Source organism: Nonomuraea sp. NPDC050227, from assembly GCF_044459705.1.
Lineage (GTDB): Bacteria > Actinomycetota > Actinomycetes > Streptosporangiales > Streptosporangiaceae > Nonomuraea.
In genome coordinates, this window is the sequence record NZ_JBITJF010000001.1 from 1,174,559 (window position 1) to 1,191,524 (window position 16,966).

Annotated in this window: 15 protein-coding genes; 9 read left to right on the forward strand and 6 right to left on the reverse strand. The window is 73.0% G+C overall.

Going from position 1 to position 16,966, the window contains the following annotated elements; all coding sequences use genetic code 11:
• Positions 1-98 precede the first annotated feature (98 nt).
• Positions 99-509 carry an STAS domain-containing protein gene (locus tag ACIBK9_RS06135; protein ID WP_397155543.1) on the forward strand — a complete coding sequence of 137 codons (411 nt, stop codon included), beginning with the start codon at positions 99-101 and terminating at the stop codon, positions 507-509.
• Here the strand turns inward: ACIBK9_RS06135 and ACIBK9_RS06140 are convergent.
• Positions 497-1,903 carry a dihydrolipoyl dehydrogenase family protein gene (locus ACIBK9_RS06140; protein WP_397155545.1) on the reverse strand — a complete coding sequence of 469 codons (1,407 nt, stop codon included), beginning with the start codon at positions 1,901-1,903 and terminating at the stop codon, positions 497-499. The genes ACIBK9_RS06135 and ACIBK9_RS06140 overlap by 13 nt on opposite strands.
• 164 nt (positions 1,904-2,067) lie before the next feature.
• Between ACIBK9_RS06140 and ACIBK9_RS06145 the strand changes: the two genes are divergently transcribed.
• The 4 genes from ACIBK9_RS06145 to ACIBK9_RS06160 all read left to right on the forward strand — a co-directional run bounded on the left by ACIBK9_RS06145 (position 2,068) and on the right by ACIBK9_RS06160 (position 6,475).
• A complete protein-coding gene (locus ACIBK9_RS06145; protein ID WP_397155547.1) occupies positions 2,068-3,450 on the forward strand; it encodes a hypothetical protein in 1,383 nt (460 codons plus the stop codon).
• Positions 3,447-4,541, forward strand: a complete 1,095-nt coding sequence (locus ACIBK9_RS06150) for an exo-alpha-sialidase (RefSeq protein WP_397155549.1) — start codon at positions 3,447-3,449, stop codon at positions 4,539-4,541. The genes ACIBK9_RS06145 and ACIBK9_RS06150 overlap by 4 nt, the downstream gene beginning before the upstream one ends.
• Before the next feature lie 142 nt (positions 4,542-4,683).
• Positions 4,684-5,442, forward strand: coding sequence for an IclR family transcriptional regulator (locus ACIBK9_RS06155; protein WP_397155551.1), 759 nt, complete (start codon positions 4,684-4,686; stop codon positions 5,440-5,442).
• A 202-nt stretch (positions 5,443-5,644) separates the two neighbouring features.
• Entirely contained in the window at positions 5,645-6,475 is an 831-nt protein-coding gene (locus ACIBK9_RS06160; RefSeq protein ID WP_397155553.1) for an SMP-30/gluconolactonase/LRE family protein, read from the forward strand.
• Here ACIBK9_RS06160 and ACIBK9_RS06165 read toward each other — a convergent pair.
• From ACIBK9_RS06165 to ACIBK9_RS06175, 3 genes are read right to left on the reverse strand one after another with little or no spacing between them, the layout of a single operon-like run.
• Positions 6,465-7,280 carry a carbohydrate ABC transporter permease gene (locus ACIBK9_RS06165; RefSeq protein ID WP_358291701.1) on the reverse strand — a complete coding sequence of 272 codons (816 nt, stop codon included), beginning with the start codon at positions 7,278-7,280 and terminating at the stop codon, positions 6,465-6,467. The genes ACIBK9_RS06160 and ACIBK9_RS06165 overlap by 11 nt on opposite strands.
• Positions 7,277-8,197 carry a carbohydrate ABC transporter permease gene (locus ACIBK9_RS06170; protein ID WP_397155555.1) on the reverse strand — a complete coding sequence of 307 codons (921 nt, stop codon included), beginning with the start codon at positions 8,195-8,197 and terminating at the stop codon, positions 7,277-7,279. Before ACIBK9_RS06170 ends, ACIBK9_RS06165 begins: the two co-directional genes overlap by 4 nt.
• Positions 8,194-9,480 (reverse strand): ABC transporter substrate-binding protein, encoded by a 1,287-nt coding sequence (locus ACIBK9_RS06175; RefSeq protein WP_397155557.1) that lies wholly within the window; start codon positions 9,478-9,480, stop codon positions 8,194-8,196. The genes ACIBK9_RS06170 and ACIBK9_RS06175 overlap by 4 nt, the downstream gene beginning before the upstream one ends.
• A 160-nt stretch (positions 9,481-9,640) precedes the next feature.
• Here ACIBK9_RS06175 and ACIBK9_RS06180 point away from each other — a divergent pair, with 160 nt between their 5' ends.
• Together ACIBK9_RS06180 and ACIBK9_RS06185 are read left to right on the forward strand one after the other, a co-directional pair.
• Positions 9,641-10,600, forward strand: coding sequence for an endo alpha-1,4 polygalactosaminidase (locus tag ACIBK9_RS06180; RefSeq protein ID WP_397155559.1), 960 nt, complete (start codon positions 9,641-9,643; stop codon positions 10,598-10,600).
• A 223-nt stretch (positions 10,601-10,823) separates the two neighbouring features.
• Positions 10,824-11,588 carry an SDR family NAD(P)-dependent oxidoreductase gene (locus ACIBK9_RS06185; protein WP_397155561.1) on the forward strand — a complete coding sequence of 255 codons (765 nt, stop codon included), beginning with the start codon at positions 10,824-10,826 and terminating at the stop codon, positions 11,586-11,588.
• Here the strand turns inward: ACIBK9_RS06185 and ACIBK9_RS06190 are convergent.
• Both ACIBK9_RS06190 and ACIBK9_RS06195 read right to left on the reverse strand, forming a co-directional pair.
• Positions 11,574-12,659, reverse strand: coding sequence for an STAS domain-containing protein (locus tag ACIBK9_RS06190; RefSeq protein WP_397155563.1), 1,086 nt, complete (start codon positions 12,657-12,659; stop codon positions 11,574-11,576). The two genes, ACIBK9_RS06185 and ACIBK9_RS06190, sit on opposite strands and share 15 nt — an antisense overlap.
• A 104-nt stretch (positions 12,660-12,763) precedes the next feature.
• On the reverse strand, positions 12,764-14,365 hold the full coding sequence (locus ACIBK9_RS06195; RefSeq protein ID WP_397155565.1) for an IucA/IucC family protein: 1,602 nt from the start codon (positions 14,363-14,365) through the stop codon (positions 12,764-12,766).
• Positions 14,366-14,445: 80 nt separating this feature from the next.
• On the opposite strand from ACIBK9_RS06195, the gene ACIBK9_RS06200 reads away from it, so the two are divergent.
• Together ACIBK9_RS06200 and ACIBK9_RS06205 are read left to right on the forward strand one after the other, a co-directional pair.
• A complete protein-coding gene (locus ACIBK9_RS06200; protein WP_397155567.1) occupies positions 14,446-16,035 on the forward strand; it encodes an IucA/IucC family protein in 1,590 nt (529 codons plus the stop codon).
• A 55-nt stretch (positions 16,036-16,090) separates the two neighbouring features.
• The gene (locus ACIBK9_RS06205; protein WP_397155569.1) at positions 16,091-16,939 is read left to right on the forward strand and encodes an alpha/beta fold hydrolase; all 849 of its coding nucleotides are present in this window, start codon (positions 16,091-16,093) and stop codon (positions 16,937-16,939) included.
• The last annotated feature ends 27 nt before the right edge of the window (positions 16,940-16,966 follow it).

Genomic DNA, 16,966 nt, shown 5'->3' on the forward strand with positions numbered 1-16,966 from the left:
CGCGTGACCTGCGAGACCCGCCGTTTCGGCGGGAAAACTGGTGATCACCGGTGATAACGCCACTCTGCGGGCAGTTGTCATAGGTGGGCGGGAACGGTTTGAGCATCGAGACGACCCGGCATCAGCAGTGCACGGTCATGCGTGCCACGGGCGAGCTCGACCACGCGGGACGGGTCAGGTTCAGCGCCCACATCAACGCGGTGTGGGACTGGTCGCCCGGACCCGTCCTCGTCTTCGACCTGGGCGACCTGGTCTTCTACGACTCCTCCGCCATCGGCGTGCTGGCCACGGCGATCCAGCGGATGGAGGCGGAGCCGGGCGGCCGGATCATCGTGGTCAGCCCGTCCGACCACCTGCTGTCGGTGCTGCGGCTGACGGACCTGCTCTCCCACGTCGAGCTGCGCGGCAGCGTCGAGGAGACCGTGGCGGAGCTGACGGTGGGCGCCATCCCGCCGCCCGTCCCCCCGACCTCGTCCGGGGGGACGTCGGACGTCGCCTACAACCCGTAGGTCTCCAGCAGCCGCAGCCAGATCTCGCTCACGGTCGGGAACGACGGCACGGCGTGCCAGAGCCGGTCGAGCGGCACCTCGCCGGTGACCGCGATCGTGGCGGCGTGCAGCAGCTCGCCGACGCCGGGACCGGCGAAGGTGACGCCGAGCAGCACCTTCCTGTCCTCGTCCACCACGGCCTTGGCACGGCCCCGGTAGCCGTCGCCCAGCAGGTACGCGCCCGAGACCGAGCCGAGGTCGTACTCGACCGCGCGCACCCGGAAGCCGGCCTTCCTGGCCTCGGCCTCCGTACGGCCGACCGCGCAGACCTGCGGGTCGGTGAAGACCACCTGCGGCGCGCCGAAGCCGCCGGCGAGGTCGCGCATGGCGGGCAGGTCGTCGCCGTGCGCCCGCGCCGCGATCACGTCGCCGCAGATCCTGGCCTGGTACTTGCCCATGTGGGTGAGCAGCGCGCGGCCGTTGACGTCGCCGACGGCGTAGAGCCAGCCGCCCGGCACGCCGGTGGCCCGCATGCTGTCGTCGACCTCGACGGGCGCGTCGTCGGGCAGGCCGACCGTGTCCAGCCCGATCCCGCGCGTGGCGACCTTGCGGCCGGTGGCCACCAGCAGCTCGTCGGCCTCCAGCGGCGGCCCCTCCGACAGGTGCACGGTCACCTTGCCGCCCGGCTCGGGCCGCTCGACCCTGACCACGTCGGTGTGCAGGCGCACGTCGATGCCCGCCTCGCCGAACGACCGGGCCACCAGCTCGCCCGCGAACGGCTCGACCCGGCCGAGCAGCCCGCCGCCGCGCACCAGCACGGTCGTCTGCCGCGCGCCCAGCCCGTGCATGGCCTGCGCCATCTCGCAGGCGACCACGCCGCCGCCGATCACCACCAGGCGTTCGGGCACCTTCGTCGCGGCGGTGACCTCGTGGCTGGTCCACGGCTTCGCCTCGGCCATGCCCGGCACCGGCGGGAGCGCCGCCGTGCTGCCGGTGGCCAGCACGACCGCCTGCCGGGCCGTGAGCACCCGCTCGCCGCCGTCGGGGGTCGTGACGACCACCCGCCGCTCGCCGTCGAGCCGCCCCCTGCCGCGGACGAACTCCGCCGGCACGCTCTCGACCCAGCTCACCTGCCCGGAGTCGTCGTAGCGTGAGACCGCCTCGTCGCGCCGGGCGAGCACCGCGGCCACGTCGATCGGCCCCAGCGAGAGCCCGGGCACCCGGGACACCTCGCCGGCCAGGTCGACCGGGCGCAGCAGCGCCTTGCTCGGGATGCACGCCCAGTAGGAGCACTCGCCGCCGGCCAGCCGCTCCTCGACGATCGCGGCGCTCAACCCGCCGCGCACCGCCCGCGCGACGACGTTCTCGCCCGCCGGACCGGCCCCGATCACGATGACGTCGAACTCCTCAGCCACACTGCCTCCCCACACTCGTCCTCGATTCGCACTCTTTCATGCCCTGCTCGCGCCACCCGAGGTGGCCACGGGCGTGAACCCTTTCGGCCCGCGACGGAGAGACCGGGTAGATGCCCGCGCCGTCCGGGGGAGCCCGCTCGGCACCCTCATGAAGGAGCTCCCCCATGCCGGCGCCGTCTCCTGTGTTCGTGCTGCCCGGAAACGCCCTGGGGCGGCATCGGGCGCTGCTGGTCGCGCTGGTGCCCGCCGTCGCGCTGCGGCTGCTCGCGATGGCGGGGTACCGGCCCGCGCTGTGGTTCTGGGCGGACTCGTTCTCCTATCTGGAGGCCGCGGCCGACCCCGTGCCCGGGACGTTCCGGCCGCTCGGGTACTCGCTCTTCCTGGCCGCGCTCGGGCCCGGGAAGAGCCTGGCGCTGGTGGCCGCCGTGCAGCACGCGTCCGGGCCGGCGCTCGCCGTGGCCGTCTACGCCCTGCTGCGGCGGCGCGGCCTGCCCGGCTGGGGCGCGACGGCCGCCGTCGCGCCGCTGCTGTACGACGAGTTCCTGATCCTGCTGGAACACATGATCATGGCGGACGCGCTGTTCACCGTGCTGGTCACGGCCGGGATCCTGGCGCTGTCGGACCGGCTCACCCCGTCCACGGCGGCCGCCGGCGGCGTGCTGCTCGGCCTGGCCGCCGTCACCCGCACGATCGGGGTGGCCGTCCTCGTGGTGGCCGCCGCCTGCCTGCTGCTGCGCCGTCCCGGGCCGCGCGCGCTGCTCTGTCTGGTCCTGGCGGGGGCGGCGCCGCTGCTCGGGTACGCCTCCTGGATGTGGGCCACCAGCGGCACCTTCGGCCTGACCAGGGCCGACGGCCTGTTCCTGTGGGCCCGCACGACGACCTTCGCCGACTGCTCGGTCATCAGGCCGGAGCCCGAGCTGGCCCCCCTCTGCCCGAGGACGCCGGTGGCCGGGCGGCCCTCTCCCGCCCACTGGATGTGGGGGCCCACCCTGGCCGCCGTCCCCGGCGACCGGAACGCGCTGGCCGGGCGCTTCGCCCGCGAGGCCGTCCTCACCCAGCCCGGCGACTACCTGGCCGCCGTCGGGCGCGACCTGCGGTGGCTGCTGCGCTGGGAGCGCACCACGGCCAGGAAGGCGTCCGACAGGAAGATCAATCCGTACTGGTTCCCCTACGAGGAGCGCCCGCTGCGCGCGTCCGTACGGCGGATCGCCGGGGCGTACGAGGGCGGGCCGGCGGACACCCGGATCGTCGAGCCCTACGCGGGCTGGCTGCGGGCCTACCAGCGCTTCGGCTACCTGCCGTACCCGGTGCTCCTGGCGCTGCTCGGCGGCGCGCTCGCGGTGGCGGCCGCACGGCGGCGGCCGGACGCGCTGCTGCCCGGCGTGGCCGCCGCCGTGCTGGTCGTGGCGCCGTCCTTCCTGAGCGGGTACGACGTGCGGTACGTCGTACCGGCTCTCCCGCTGGCCTGCCTGGCCGCCGGGCTGGCATCGGGACGTCCGCCGGAGGTCGGGAGACGTTCACCTGCGGGGCCTAGCGTTCGCGCATGACTCCTTACCCCACGTCGGTGGTGTACCGGGCGGCGTCTGAGGGCTATCACACCTTCCGCATCCCGGCGGTCGTGGTGACCGGGGCCGGGACGCTCCTCGCCTTCGCCGAGGGGCGGCGCGGGTCCGCCGGTGACTCGGGGCACATCGACCTGGTGCTCAGGCGGTCGGCCGACGGCGGGCTGACGTGGGGTCCCCTTCAGGTGGTCGCCACCGAACCGCGCCGCGGCACCGTGGGCAACCCCGCGCCCGTGGTGCTGGACGACGGCCGGATCCTGCTCGTCACGGTCCGGCAGGGCCCGTCGGCGACGGAGGAGAAGATCAGGCGGGGTCAGGTGCAGGCGGCTGAAGGGCGGCGGGTGTTCGTCCAGGCCAGCTCGGACGACGGGATCACGTGGGCGCCCCCGCGCGAGATCACCGCCCAGGTCAAGCGCCCCGAGTGGCGCTGGTACGCCACCGGCCCCGGGCACGCCGTCCGGCTCCGGAGCGGGCGCGTCGTGGTGCCGGGCAACCACTCCCTGCCCCCGTCCGGCTCGGACGACGGCACCGAGGGCCGCTACAACGGCGGCCACGCGCTGCTCAGCGACGACGGCGGCCGTACCTGGCGCATCGGCTACGTGGACGACAACCCCGACGGCTACGTCAACGTCAACGAGACCACCGCGACCGAGCTGCCCGACGGCCGCCTCTACCTCAACGCCAGGACGGACTCCGCCGCGCCGGGCACCCGCGCCGACGCCTGCTCCTCCGACGGCGGGCAGCGCCTCGACCTGCCCTTCCGTCCGCAGGCCGGGCTGGTGGGGCCGGTGGTGGAGGGCAGCGTGCTGTGGTGCGAGCCGCCCGGCGTGCTGCTGTTCTCCGGCCCGGCCGCGCCCGACGCGCGGGCCCTGATGACGGTACGGGCGAGCACCGACGCCGGGGTCACCTGGCAGCCGGTGCACACCGTGTCGGGCCTGCCCGCCGCCTACTCCGACCTGGTCAGGGTGGACGGCGACACGGTGGGGCTGCTGTTCGAGACCGGCGACTTCGGGCCGTACGAGAGCATCGTCTTCCGGCGCGTCCCGGTCGCCGAGCTCGACCCCCGCCGGGCGTAGCCGCCCGTTCCCTTCCCACGGCTCTGTGCTGACACAGGGCTGTGCTGACTACGCTGAGACGACCACTGTGCGACCGCGTGTGCGGAGTGTTCCGTATTACGCGCTAGCATTCCGATCAGCGGAACAGGCGAGGGAGAGTTCAGTGGCTGAGACCCAGTCCCCTGTGGGGAGCGTCGATCGTGCCCTGCTGATCCTGCAGGAGATCGGGAGACACAGCAGGGGAGTGACGCTCGACGAGCTGGCCACCAGGCTGCGGCTGCCGAAGAGCTCGCTGCACCGCCTGCTCGGGGCGTTGAAGCACCGGGGCTTCGCGGCCCAGCCGGAGCCGAGCGGGCCGTACTTCCTCGGCACCGAGATGCTGGCCACGGCCTTCCGGTTCTACGAATCGATGGACCTGCGCACGCTCGTCCGGCCGTTGCTGCTGCGGCTGAGCGAGGAGTTCTCCGAGACCGTGCACATGGCCATGCTCGACGGCGCCGAGGTCGTCTACCTGGACAAGGTCGAGGCGGTGCGGTCGATCACCATGACCTCGGTGGTCGGCGGGCGCAACGCGGCCCACTGCACGGGCGTGGGCAAGGCGCTGCTGGCCTGGACGTACCCGACGGACGAGTCGGTCAAGGCGTGGGCCGAACGCTACGGGCCGCTGGCCGCCAGGACCAGGAACACGATCACGAACCCCGCCAAGCTGGCCACCCACCTCGACCAGGTCAGGCAGCAGGGGTACGCGCTCGACCTGGAGGAGAACGAGCCGGGGGTGCGGTGCGTGGCGGCGCCGGTCTTCCTGGGCAAGACCGCGCCGGTGGCGGCGGTGAGCGTGACCGCGATCAAGGACCGCATGTCCGTCGCCCGCCTCGAAGAGGTCGGCCTCGGCCTCCGCCGCGCCATCTCCGCCCAGGTCTGACCCCCCACCCACAAGCCACCCGCCCCCCTCCGCCCCCGCCCTTCACCGGCGCGACCCTGTCGCGGCGGCGCCCCGCCCCCCGGCCCCCCCCCCGGGGGGGGGGGCCCGCGCCCCCCCCCCCCCCCCCAAGGGCCACAACCCCCGCAGGGCGGGACAAACGCCGAACAGCCCTTCGGATAACCGCCCCCAAGGACACATGGGCATGAAGCTGGAGAAGGTCCCCGTCCCTCGTGCCGCCCTAGCGGAGGGCCCGAGGTGGGACGCCGCCACGGGCACCCTGCTGTGGGTCGACATCCCCGCCGGCCACGTCCACCGGCTCGACCCGGCCGGCGACGAGCGGGAGACCATCGAGCTGGGCCGGCCGGTCGGCGTCGCCGTGCCGCACGCCTCCGGCGGCCTCATGCTGGCACTCAGGGACGGCTTCGCCCGCCACGCGGACGGCCGCACCGAACTGGTCGCCCGGCCGCCCGAGCCCGAGGGCAACCGGATGAACGACGGCGCCTGCGACCGCGCGGGCCGCTTCTTCGCCGGCACCAAGGCCGAGGACGACACCCCCGGCGCGGGCTCGCTCTACCGCCTGGCCCAGGACCGCACGTGCGACAAGGTGCTGGACGGCGTCACGATCTCGAACGGCGTCGGCTGGAGCCCCGACGAACGCCTGATGTACTACGTGGACACCGCGACCGACCGGATCGACGTCTTCGACTACGACCCGGCGACCGGCACGCTCGACGGCCGCCGGGAGTTCGCCGCACTCCCGAGCCCCGACGGCCTGACCGTGGACGCCGCCGGCCACGTGTGGGTCGCGCTGTGGGGCGGCGCGGCGGTCGTGCGGCTGCGGCCGGACGGGCGTACGGACCTCACCGTGGAGGTCCCCGCGGCCAACGTGACGAGCTGCGCCTTCGGCGGCCCCGATCTCGACGTGCTGTACGTGACCACCGCCTGGGACGGCGGCGCCGGCGGGGAGCTGTGGCGCTGCCGCACCCCCCACACCGGCCTGCCCGCCAACCCCTACCGCGGCCTCACCCCTTGACCGCCCCGGTCAGCGCCTGCACGAAGCGGCGCTGGCCGAACAGGAACACGGCCAGCACCGGCAGCGTGGTCAGCACCGTGCCCGCCATGATCGCGGGCCAGTCGGCCCGGTGCTGGCCCTGGAACGTGGTCAGCCCGGCCTGCACGGTGTAGTTCGCCTCGGAGTTGATCACCACCAGCGGCCAGAAGAGGTCGTTCCAGGCCGTGATGAACGTGATCACGGCGAGCGCCGCCAGCGCCGGTTTGGCGACCGGCAGCACCACCCGGAAGAACAGCGCGACCCGCGAGCACCCGTCGATCCGCGCCGCCTCCTCCAGCTCCCTCGGGAAGGACTGGAAGAACGACGTCATCAGATAGATCCCGACCGACGAGCTGAGCTGCGGGATGACCAGCGCCCCGAGCGTGTCCACCAGCCCGGCCTGGCTGAACATCAGGAACGTCGGGATCACGGTGAGCTGGAACGGGATCAGCGCGGTCGCGATGATCAGGACCAGCGTCAGCCGGGAGCCGATGAACCGGATCCGGGCGAAGGCGTACCCGGCCATGCTGCAGAGCACGACCTGGGCCGCCACGATGGCGCTCGACACCAGCACGCTGTTGAGGAACCAGCGGGGGAACTCGGAGCGCTCCATGACCGTGCGGTAGCCGCCGAGGTCGATGCCCTCCGGCAGGATCGGCGGCGGGAACCTGTTCAGCTCGGCCTGCGTCATGACCGAGCTGAGCACCAGCCACACGAACGGCAGCAGCGTCACCACCGACATCGGCGCGAGCACCAGGTGCCACTTGCTGGGCAGGCGTCGCCTCATCGCACGGCCCCTCTCCGCCGCGCGACCACCAGGCCCGCGACGATCAGCAGCAGCGTCCCGGCGAACAGCGTGTACGCCACGGCCGCGCCGTACCCGGCGGCCGAGTAGCGGAAGGCGAGCTGCCAGACGTAGTAGACGATGGTCACGGTCGCGCTGGCCGGGCCGCCCTGGGTGGTGGTCATGACGAGGTCGAAGAACTGCAGCGCGTCGATCACGCCCCAGACCGCGAGGAAGACCGTGATCGGCCGTACGGACGGGACGATGATGTGCCGGAACGTGGCCCACCGGCCCGCGCCGTCGATGGCGGCCGCCTCCAGCACCGCCTTGTCGATCTCCTGGATGGCGGCCAGGTAGATCACCACCGCGAAGCCGAACCGGGTCCAGAAGAAGATCAGCGTGAGCACGTACATGGCCTGTGACGGGCTGCTCAGGAAGCCCTGGAGCGGCAGGCCGAGCCGGCCGAGCACACCGTTCATCAGGCCGAAGTCGCGGTCGAAGATGTAGCCCATGAGCAGGCCGGCCGAGGTGGCCGAGGCCACGTACGGAACCAGGAAGGCGGTCCGGTAGAAGCCGATCCCGCGCACCTTCCTGTTCAGCAGCACCGCCACCACCAGGCCGAAGACCAGCGAGGCGGGGATGTAGAGCACCAGCAGCAGCCCGGTGTTGCGCACCGCCTGGAAGAACACCGGGTCCTGGAACAGCGCCCGGTAGTTGTCCAGGCCGACGTTCTCGGGCGTCTTCATCAGGTCGGAGTCGGTGAACGACAGCGCCAGCGCCCACGCCATCGGCACCAGCGCGAACCCGAGGATGATCAGCGTGGCGGGGCCCGCGAACGACCAGCCCGCGACGTGGTCGCCGAGCCCGCGCGTCTTCCTGGCGTGCCGGGCGGCGGGCGCGTCGACGGCGGCGCTGCTCATGAGCCCGGCACCGCCAGCACCGCGTCGGACCTGGCCGCGGCCTCGTCCAGGGCGGTCTTGGCGTCGGCCTTGCCCAGCAGCGCCTGCGCGATGGCCTCGGCGACGAAGGACGACACGCGGGGGTACCTGGTGGTGGGCGGCCGGACCCGCTTGGCGTTGGCCAGGTTCTCGGAGATCACCTCGATGCCCGGATATTTCTGCAGATAGTCCTGGTAACCGGACAGCTTGGTGATCGACTCCCTGATGGGCAGCGAGCCCGTGTCGCTCATCCACACGAGCTGCTGCTCCGCGGCCGTCAGCCAGCTCAGGAACGTGGTCGCCGCCTTGACGCGGCGCTCGTCGTGCTCGAACACGACCCAGTTGTCCGGGCCGGAGACGGTCTCGTGGTTGCCGTTGGTGCCGGGCAGCCGCGCGACGCCGTAGTCGACCTTGGCCGCCTGGAGGTCGGGCAGGACCCAGGGGCCGGACAGGAACATGGCCAGCCGTCCGGACTCGAACAGCTTCTGGCCCTTCTCGGCCGGGCTGGAGTCGAGGTAGACCGACTTGTCGTCCACGGCCATGCTCCGGACCAGGCCGAGCGCCTGCTGCCCGGCCGCGGAGTTGAACGCCGACTTCTTGTGGTCGGGGGTGAGGATGTCACCGCCCGCCTGCCACAGCAGCGGCCAGAGCCCCCAGACGGCCTCCTCGCCGCCGCTGATCGCCCAGGTCGTGCCGAAGACGCCCTTCCGCGCGTCGGTGGTCTTCCTGGCGATGTCGCGGAAGTCGTCCCAGGTCCAGTCGGGGCCGGGGGCCTTGACGCCCGCCTTGGCCAGCAGCTTCTTGTTGTAGAGGACCACCATGTTGTCCACGACGGCGGGGAAGCCGATGACCTTGCCCTGGACGGTGACCGCCTCGCGCTCGTTGGCCCAGAAGTCGTCCCAGCCGACGGCCGGGTCCTTGACCAGGGACGTGAGGTCGGCGGTCTTGGGGTTCCTGGCCACGTTGGGGGCCCAGGAGCCGTACAGGTAGGCGATGTCGGGGTAGGCGTCCGAGGTGAGCGCGGCAGTGATCTTGGGTAGCATGCCGTCTGCGGTCGCGCCGCCGGACTCGGTGCTGACCTTGACGTCGGGGTGACTCTGGTTGAACCGGGCGACCAGTTTCTCGATCGACTTCGCCGAGGTGTCCTCCTGGCCGTGCCAGATGGTGATCTCGACCGGGCCGTCCGCCCGTTCCTGTCCGCCGCCTCCGCAGCTCGCCGCGGCCAGAGCCAGGGCGACGACGGCCAGCGTCGTACGGGGCCTCATCGGGCGGTCTCGCGGATGTGGTGAATGAGTCGTGCCATGGGGTTCCCTCCACAGAGCACGGCGGGCGTGGCGGCCCGCTGCGTGCGGCGAGTATAGTCACGCATCCACGATGCAGACTAGAGTTCCATCAGACGGAATGAGGGGCGCGAACGTGCGAACCATGACTCTCTTAGCCCGGCTGGCCGCGGTCGCGGCCCTGAGCTGCGCGCCGCTCGCGGCGCTCGCCGCACCGGCCACGGCCCAGGCGGGGCAGGCGGCGCAGGCCGCGCAGGCGGGGGTGTGGAAGCCGCCGCTGCAGAGCCGCTGGCAGTACCAGCTCCAGGGCAACGCCAAGTACGCCGCCACCGGCGGCGTCAACGTCGACATCTGCGTGGTCCCCCAGTCGGGCGGCGCCTGCGTCCGGCCGGCGGTGTTCGACATCGACCTCTACGCCGACGGCGACGTGGTGGGTAACAACACCACGCTCAACACCGCGGCGGTGAAGGCCGTCCACGCCCGCGGCGCGAAGGCCGTCTGCTACGTCGACGCCGGCTCGATCGAGGAGTACCGGCCCGACTACCAGCAGTTCGTCGCCTGGCACAAGAGCCACGGCAACTCCCTGCTCGGCAAGCCGTTCAGCGCGGAGTTCCCCAACGAGCGCTGGGCCAACATCAACAACGACCAGGGCCAGCGGGACTTCCTGCTGAAGATGATGGAGGCCCGGGTCGACAAGTGCGTCCAGGCCGGCTTCGACGGGATCGAGTTCGACGTCGTCAACGCCCACGAAGAGGGCAAGTCGGTCACCGGCTGGACCGTCAGCCCCGCCACCCAGCTCGTCTACAACAAGGCGCTGGCCGACCTGGCCCACCGCAAGGGCCTGTCCGCGGCGCTCAAGAACGACCTCAGCCAGGCGGCCGAGCTGGTGTCCAGCTTCGACTACGCCGTCAACGAGGAGTGCTTCCAGTACGACGAGTGCGGCCAGTTGAGCGTCTTCGTCAAGGCGGGCAAGCCGGTGTTCCAGGTCGAGTACGAGACGGCGCCGTCGGCCTTCTGTCCCAAGGCGGCCAAGCTCGGCATCAACGCGATCAAGAAGGCCGTGGACTACTCGCTGAAGGACACGCCGTACAAGCCGTGCAAGTGACAGGGGTTCCGCCCGTCACGGGCTAGGTACCTCGGTGGGGGTGTCATGGTCGTCCGGCAGTGACACCCCACCTGATGTCGTCACAGAATGTGCTCCGACACTGCCTCGGGTTCCGTATAACGGAACATCAGTGCAGGATACGGAATCGGTGATCCAGCGGGCAGGTCACCACAGGTCTGCGCGTCGCGGCACGCGGCGCGGTGCGTTGAGGAAGGACGGCGTCATGCGCGGACTGGCCGGGAAGCGGGTGCTGATCAGCGGGGGCAGCAGCGGCATCGGAGCCGCCACCGCCCGCAGGTTCCTGGAGGAGGGCTCCCGGGTGGTGCTCACCGGGCTGGACGGCGACGAGGTCGAACGCACCGTCGCCGAGCTCGCGCCGCTCGGCGAGGTGGGCGGGCTGACCGGCGACGTCAGCTCGGAGGACGACGTCGCACGGCTGGTCGCGGCCGCGATCGAGGCCATGGGCGGCGTGGACGTGCTGATCAACAACGCCGGAACGGCCTGGCGGGAGCCGTTCCTGGAGATCACCCCCGCCCACTGGGACCGGATCATCTCGGTGAACCTGCGCGGCATGTTCCTGATGGCCCAGACCGTCGCCCGCCACCTGGTGGACCGGGGGACGGGCGGCGTGATACTCAACATGTCCTCGACCAACGGCCTCGGCGGCGAGGCCGACTACGCCCACTACAACGCCTCCAAGGGCGGCGTGCTGCTGCTGACCAGGACCATGGCCGTCGAGCTCGGCAGGCACGGCATCCGGGTCAACGCCCTGTGCCCCGGCTACATCCGCACCCCGCTGAACGCCTCGATCTCGTCGGGGCTCGCCGACGACTTCGTCTCCGCCTACGAACGCGACCACATCCCGCTGGGCCGCGCCGGGCTCGCCGAGGAGGTCGCCGCCGCCTACGCCTTCCTCGCCTCGGACGACGCCGCGTTCGTCCACGGCACCGAACTGGTGATCGACGGCGGTCAGCTAGCGATCATGTGAGTCGCCGGGGCGCGGCACCTTCATGGCGATGATCAGGCCGTGCCCGGAGTCGTCGCCGGGACGCAGGCGGGACAGCTCGACGGTGAGCCGCGTCGGCCGGCCCCGGCCGTTGACCACGTCGAGCGCGACCCTCCTGGCTCCGGCCCTGGCCGTGCCCCCGGCCGGCGCGTCGCGCACGAGCGGGACGATCCGCTCCACCGGCAACCCCGTGCCCAGCGAGGCCAGCGGACGGCCCACCGCCTCCCCGGCCCGCACCCCCCACAACTCCTCGGCCCCCGCCCCCCAGATGAGCACCCGCATGTCGGCGTCGAGCACCACCGCCGCGTCGCCCAGCCCGTGGACCAGCGAGGCGGTGATCCGGCCGACCTCGTCGAGCTCGGCCGTGCGGGCGACCAGCGCGTCGTTGGCCCGGCGCAGCTCGGCGGCGCGGGCGGTGAGCGCGTCGTTGGCGTGGCGCAGCTCGGCGTTGGCCGAGCGCAGCTCGTCGTTCGCGCGTTGCAGGTCGGCGTTGGCCGAGCGCAGCCGGCCGACGATCACGGACCAGCGGCCGGGCGGCGGCAGGTTCTCCTGGCGGTCGGGGGTGATGGGCGTCTCGTCCCGTTGCGGCCGGAGCCGGCGGGTGCCGTGGTGCTGCTCGGAGCGGGGGTCGCGGGCCCGGCGGAAGCAGGCCAGGTGGCGGCTGACCGGCCTGGGCGGGCCGGTCTGCTCGTAGATCTCGACGCCGGTCCCGGCCAGGGCGTCGGGCATCGTGCTGAACAGGGGGATCGCGGTGCCGCCGTGCTCGGTCATGAGCGCGATGAGGCGGCACAGCGCGGGCTGGGCCTCGGCGACGGCCAGGTGGCCGCCCTTCTCCTGCATGGCCCGGTGGGTGATCGCGAGCTGTTCGAGGCCGTTCAGGTCGCAGAACCAGAGGTCGCCCGCCGCGACGATCACGTGTTTCACCCGCGAGCGCGGCAGGGGGTCGAGGAAGGCGGCCAGGATGGGGCTGGTCGTCGAGTCGAGCTCGCCCGCCAGGGCGACCACCAGGGTGGTGTCGCCCACGGGCACGAGCCGTACTGAGAGCTGCATCATCGGATTCGCTCCTTCCCTGAACTCTGCGTGATCGAAGATCGACGCGCAGCAGGGTCCGGCTGCATGCCCCATACTCCTCCTCCTGCGGGAAAAGAGCCAGGCGCTCACCGTGCGTGAGCGAGGGTCCAGGAGGCTCCCTGGGTGAGGGGGTTGGGCAGCGTCGTCCAGCTGTCGCCGGGCGGGGCGCCCGCGAGCTGGGCGAGCAGGTGGGCCTTCAGCCGGATCCGCTCGCCGAACAGGGCCGCGCGGTCGGCGCGCACGTCGGCGGTGTCGGGGAGCGCGTCGAATGCCCGCCGCGCGGCCCCCGCCACGACGGCCCACAGACGTGACTCGGCGGCACGGTCGCCCTCTCCCAGCAGGGAGACCAGACTGCCGAACGTGGTGCCGACGAGCGAGCCGAACAGCTTGGCGTGCAGGACGCCGGGGTCGTCGCTGAGCAGCCGGGGGCTGACCGGCGGCGTATCGAAGCCGTTGCGGGCCAGCCGGGCCGGGCTGATCCGGACGTCGGCCAGGTCGCGGTAGACCAGCTCGACCGGACGGCCCCGCCGGTCCAGCACGACCAGCAGGTTCTGGCCGTGGGCCTCCAGCGCGACCCCGAGGGCCAGCAGGCCGAGCGCCGCCGCCGTCGCCACGCCGGCGAAGGCCGCCAGCCACTCGCCGGCCTCCTCGCCACGCGGCGCGTCCCACTGGGCTGGGGCGGTGAGGGCGGCGACGGGCAGCACGGTGTGGCCGGGCACGCGGGGCGTCGGATCGCGCAGCATGACGGACAGGTCGGCGGTGTGCTCGCCGCGCACGGCCCCCGCGGCCCCGGACAGGTAGCGGGCGATGCGCGGACGGCCGCCGAGCCGCGCCGACAGGGCGGTGAGCAGGTCCGACAGGGGGACGCAGTCGCGTACCGAGCCGGGGGAGATGTCCCTCACGCCGGAGGTCATCCTGGTGGTGAACGCCGTCTTGAGGTGCGGGCCGCCGTCCAGGGGCGCGAGGGTCCGTACGGACATCAGCGGATGGCACGGCAACGCGCCGATCGCGTACGGGCGCACCCCCAGCCCGGCCAGCACGTGCCGGGTCTGCCAGGGGTGGACGGGCAGCAGCAGCCGGTCGCCGTCCATGAGCGAGCCCGGCCACGGCCCGGTGACCAGGCATTCGGCGGCGGGCACCGCGACCAGGTCGAGCGCGACGACGGGCCGGTGCTCCGGCATGTACGCCAGTTGCTCGGCCACCGACACTCCCGGCCGGTTGCGGCAGCCCGGATGGTAGGGATGGCCGTCCACCACGCTCTGCTCGTACCGTTCCGGTCCCGGCTCGCGCAGCGGGGAGGCCGCGCCCGCCCGCGACAACGCCAGGGAGGCGACGCTGTTGTCCAGGTCGGCGACCAGCCCCTGCGCGCCGGGCAGGCCGAGCGCCGCCAGCAGCTCGGCCGGGTCCGGGTACGGGACGCCGTCCAGCCGCAGCACCGGCTCGTCGGCCAGGTCGTAGGGCAGCCGGGCCCGCCCGGTCAGCTCGCGCCCGTCCGAGAGCCGTACGCACAGGTCGCCGCCTACGGCGACGGGCTCGGCGAGACCGGGCAGAGGCTCGCAGAGCAGGCCCCGCCACAGCCGTCCCATGACGGCGGCCCGGGCCCCCGGCAGGGCCGCGGTGTAGCCGGGCGTGAGGTCCGGGCGCACGGCGGCCAGCTCCCTCGCGAACCGCGCCGCAGAATGCCGCATGAACCCCCCCGTCAACAGGAACATGCCCAGGTGAGAACCCTGTGGACACTGATCGGTACAAAAGGGTAGGACAGGTCGCCATGGCATATATCGACGGCCTCCTCCCACCGGCCGGTCCGGCACCCGAGGCGCAAGACCACCAGGCCGCGGACGGGGCCACGGCCCTCGCGGTGACGGCCCTGCTCAACTGCCTGCTCCGCGAGGTGGCCGAACCCGCGGCCGCCGAGGACGGCGTGTGGCTGCTGCCCGCGACCGGGCAGGTCCTGCACGTCCGCCCCGGACGGTACCCGGGCGCCCCGGCCCTGCGCACCCCCGACGGCCCGCGCCCGCTCTCCCTGGCCGGCCTGGTGGCGCTCACCGAGGACGAGCTGCGCACGCGCACCGGCCGCGCCAACCCGTCCCTGGCCAAGGAGATCATGGAGAGCCGGGACGTCATGGCCGCGCTGCTGTCGGCCCGGCGCGCCACCACCCCGCCCGCCGACCTGTACCTGCGCTCGGAGCAGGCGCTCGTCGCCGGTCACCGCTACCACCCGGCCCCCAAGGCGCGCGGCGGATCGGGCCCGGACGCCTGGCTGCCCTACTCGCCGGAGGCGCGCGCGAGCTTCGCGCTGCCGCTGCTGGGGGTGCCCGCCGAGGCGCTGGTCGAGCAGGGCGACGCGAGCGCGCTCGACCGGCTCGGCCCGCCCGCACCCGACGGCCTGACGCTGCTGCCCGCCCACCCCTGGCAGGTGGAGCTGCTGGGCGGGCTGAAGGAGCTGCGCCACCTCGGCGTCACGCCCGCGCGGGCGGTGGCGACGGCCTCGATCCGCACGGTGTACCTGCCGGAGGCGGACCTGTTCTGCAAGTTCAGCCTGGACGTGCGGATCACCAACGACATCCGCCGCCTGTGGCTGCACGACCTGCGCTGGCTGGGCCTGATCGACGACCTGCTGGGCGTGGCGTTCGACGACCTGCCCGCGCACCGGCCGCGGCCCGCCGTCCTCGGCGACCGCGGCTACCGCAGTCTGGAGCTGGACGGGGACGGCGGCGAGGGGCTGGCGGTGATCGTCCGCGACGGGCTGGGCGGGCACCTGCGGCCGGGGCTGACGGCGCTGCTGGCCGCCGGGGTCAGCGAGGGCTTCCCCGGCAACCCGCTGGACGGCCTCGACGCAGGCCAGGCGCTCGGGTGGTGGCGGCGCTACCTCGACCACGTCGTGCCGCCGGTGCTGCACGCCTACTTCCGCCACGGCGTGGTGCTCGAATGTCATCTGCAGAACGTGCTCATCGGCGTGGACGGGCGGGGCCTGCCCGGCCAGGCGATCTTCCGCGACCACGAGGGCGTCAAGCTGACCGCGGACCGCCACAGCCTGCCCGGCGCCCGCACGCCCGTCGTGAGCCCCGCCTACGGCTGGGAACGGCTGCTGTACTGCCTGGTCGTCAACAACCTCTGCGAGATCGCCGGAGCCGTGGCCGAGCGGCACCCGGAGCTGCGGGCCGAGCTGTGGGCCGAGGCGAGATCGGTGTTCGCCGGCTGCGCCGAGGACCACGGCGAGCCCGAGGAGCTGCGCGCGCTGCTCGCCGGCGCGTACGTGCCCGCCAAGGCCAACCTGCTGCTGCGCTGGCTGGAGGCGGACGGCGCCGACATGCGCTGCGTGCCCATGCCCAGCCCTTTGCGACTCTTTACGCCATAAGCTATCCTCGCCGAGGCCAATAATTTACGGCGTATCGAATTCACGGAGGCTCCCGGTGACCACGGCGACGCTGCACGACGGAAGCACCATCGAGACAGAGGTCCACGGCTCGGGCCCGGTCCTGCTCCTGGCCGTCAACCCCAAGCCGGTCGAGGGCGAGGCGGCCGAGGAGATGCGGAAGTGGGGGGCCGACCCCGCGCTCGGCCGCTCGCTCATCGACGGCCTGTCCGACGGCTTCCGCGTCGTGGCCTTCGACTACGAGGGCCACGTCCTCGCCCATCCCAAGCCGGACACGCTCACCCCCGACAACGTGGCGGCCGACATGCTGGCGGTGGCCGACGCGGCAGGGGCCGACCGGTTCGCCTACTACGGCTACTCCTGGCTGGCGCTCAGCGGGCTCCAGCTCGCCCTGCGCACCGACCGGCTCTCGGCGCTGGTCATGGGCGGCTACCCGCCGCTCGGCGGGCCCTACGCCGAGATGCTGCAGGTCACCGAGGCCACGTACCGGATGGCCGTCGCGCCGAAGACCGCCACGCCGCCGGCCACGGGGACGGGCGAGCCGGGCGACTGGTCCTCGACCGAGGTGACGCTGAGCGAGGGCCAGGCCAGGCAGTTCGCCACCCTGTACCGGGCGCTGCGCGGGTTCGACGACAGCCAGGTGCGCCTGTCCTGCCCCCGCCTGTGCTTCGTCGGCTCCGCCGACGAGATCGTCTACGACGAGCGGTGGGGCGGCGCCCACGTCAGCATCGCCGGCCCGGTGCTCCGCGAGCGGGCCGCCATCGAAGCGCTGGGCTGGGACGTCGAGGTGCTCGACGGGCTCGACCACGCCGGGGCCATGCAGGCCGCGAACGTGCTGCCCGTCCTGCGGCCCTGGCTGGAGAGGGCGCTGTTTCTCCCGGCCTGAGCTGGGCAGATGCCCGGCGGATCGGGG

What these genes read in the sequence shown, in the direction of transcription:
- ACIBK9_RS06185 (WP_397155561.1), top strand. Translation starts at nt 10,824, where the DNA reads ATGCGCGGACTGGCCGGGAAGCGGGTGCTGATCAGCGGGGGCAGCAGC.
- ACIBK9_RS06145 (WP_397155547.1), top strand. Translation starts at nt 2,068, where the DNA reads ATGCCGGCGCCGTCTCCTGTGTTCGTGCTGCCCGGAAACGCCCTGGGG.
- ACIBK9_RS06200 (WP_397155567.1), top strand. Translation starts at nt 14,446, where the DNA reads ATGGCATATATCGACGGCCTCCTCCCACCGGCCGGTCCGGCACCCGAG.
- ACIBK9_RS06175 (WP_397155557.1), bottom strand. Translation starts at nt 9,480, where the DNA reads ATGAGGCCCCGTACGACGCTGGCCGTCGTCGCCCTGGCTCTGGCCGCG.
- ACIBK9_RS06180 (WP_397155559.1), top strand. Translation starts at nt 9,641, where the DNA reads ATGACTCTCTTAGCCCGGCTGGCCGCGGTCGCGGCCCTGAGCTGCGCG.
- ACIBK9_RS06165 (WP_358291701.1), bottom strand. Translation starts at nt 7,280, where the DNA reads ATGAGGCGACGCCTGCCCAGCAAGTGGCACCTGGTGCTCGCGCCGATG.
- ACIBK9_RS06160 (WP_397155553.1), top strand. Translation starts at nt 5,645, where the DNA reads ATGAAGCTGGAGAAGGTCCCCGTCCCTCGTGCCGCCCTAGCGGAGGGC.
- ACIBK9_RS06190 (WP_397155563.1), bottom strand. Translation starts at nt 12,659, where the DNA reads ATGATGCAGCTCTCAGTACGGCTCGTGCCCGTGGGCGACACCACCCTG.
- ACIBK9_RS06150 (WP_397155549.1), top strand. Translation starts at nt 3,447, where the DNA reads ATGACTCCTTACCCCACGTCGGTGGTGTACCGGGCGGCGTCTGAGGGC.
- ACIBK9_RS06170 (WP_397155555.1), bottom strand. Translation starts at nt 8,197, where the DNA reads ATGAGCAGCGCCGCCGTCGACGCGCCCGCCGCCCGGCACGCCAGGAAG.
- ACIBK9_RS06195 (WP_397155565.1), bottom strand. Translation starts at nt 14,365, where the DNA reads ATGCGGCATTCTGCGGCGCGGTTCGCGAGGGAGCTGGCCGCCGTGCGC.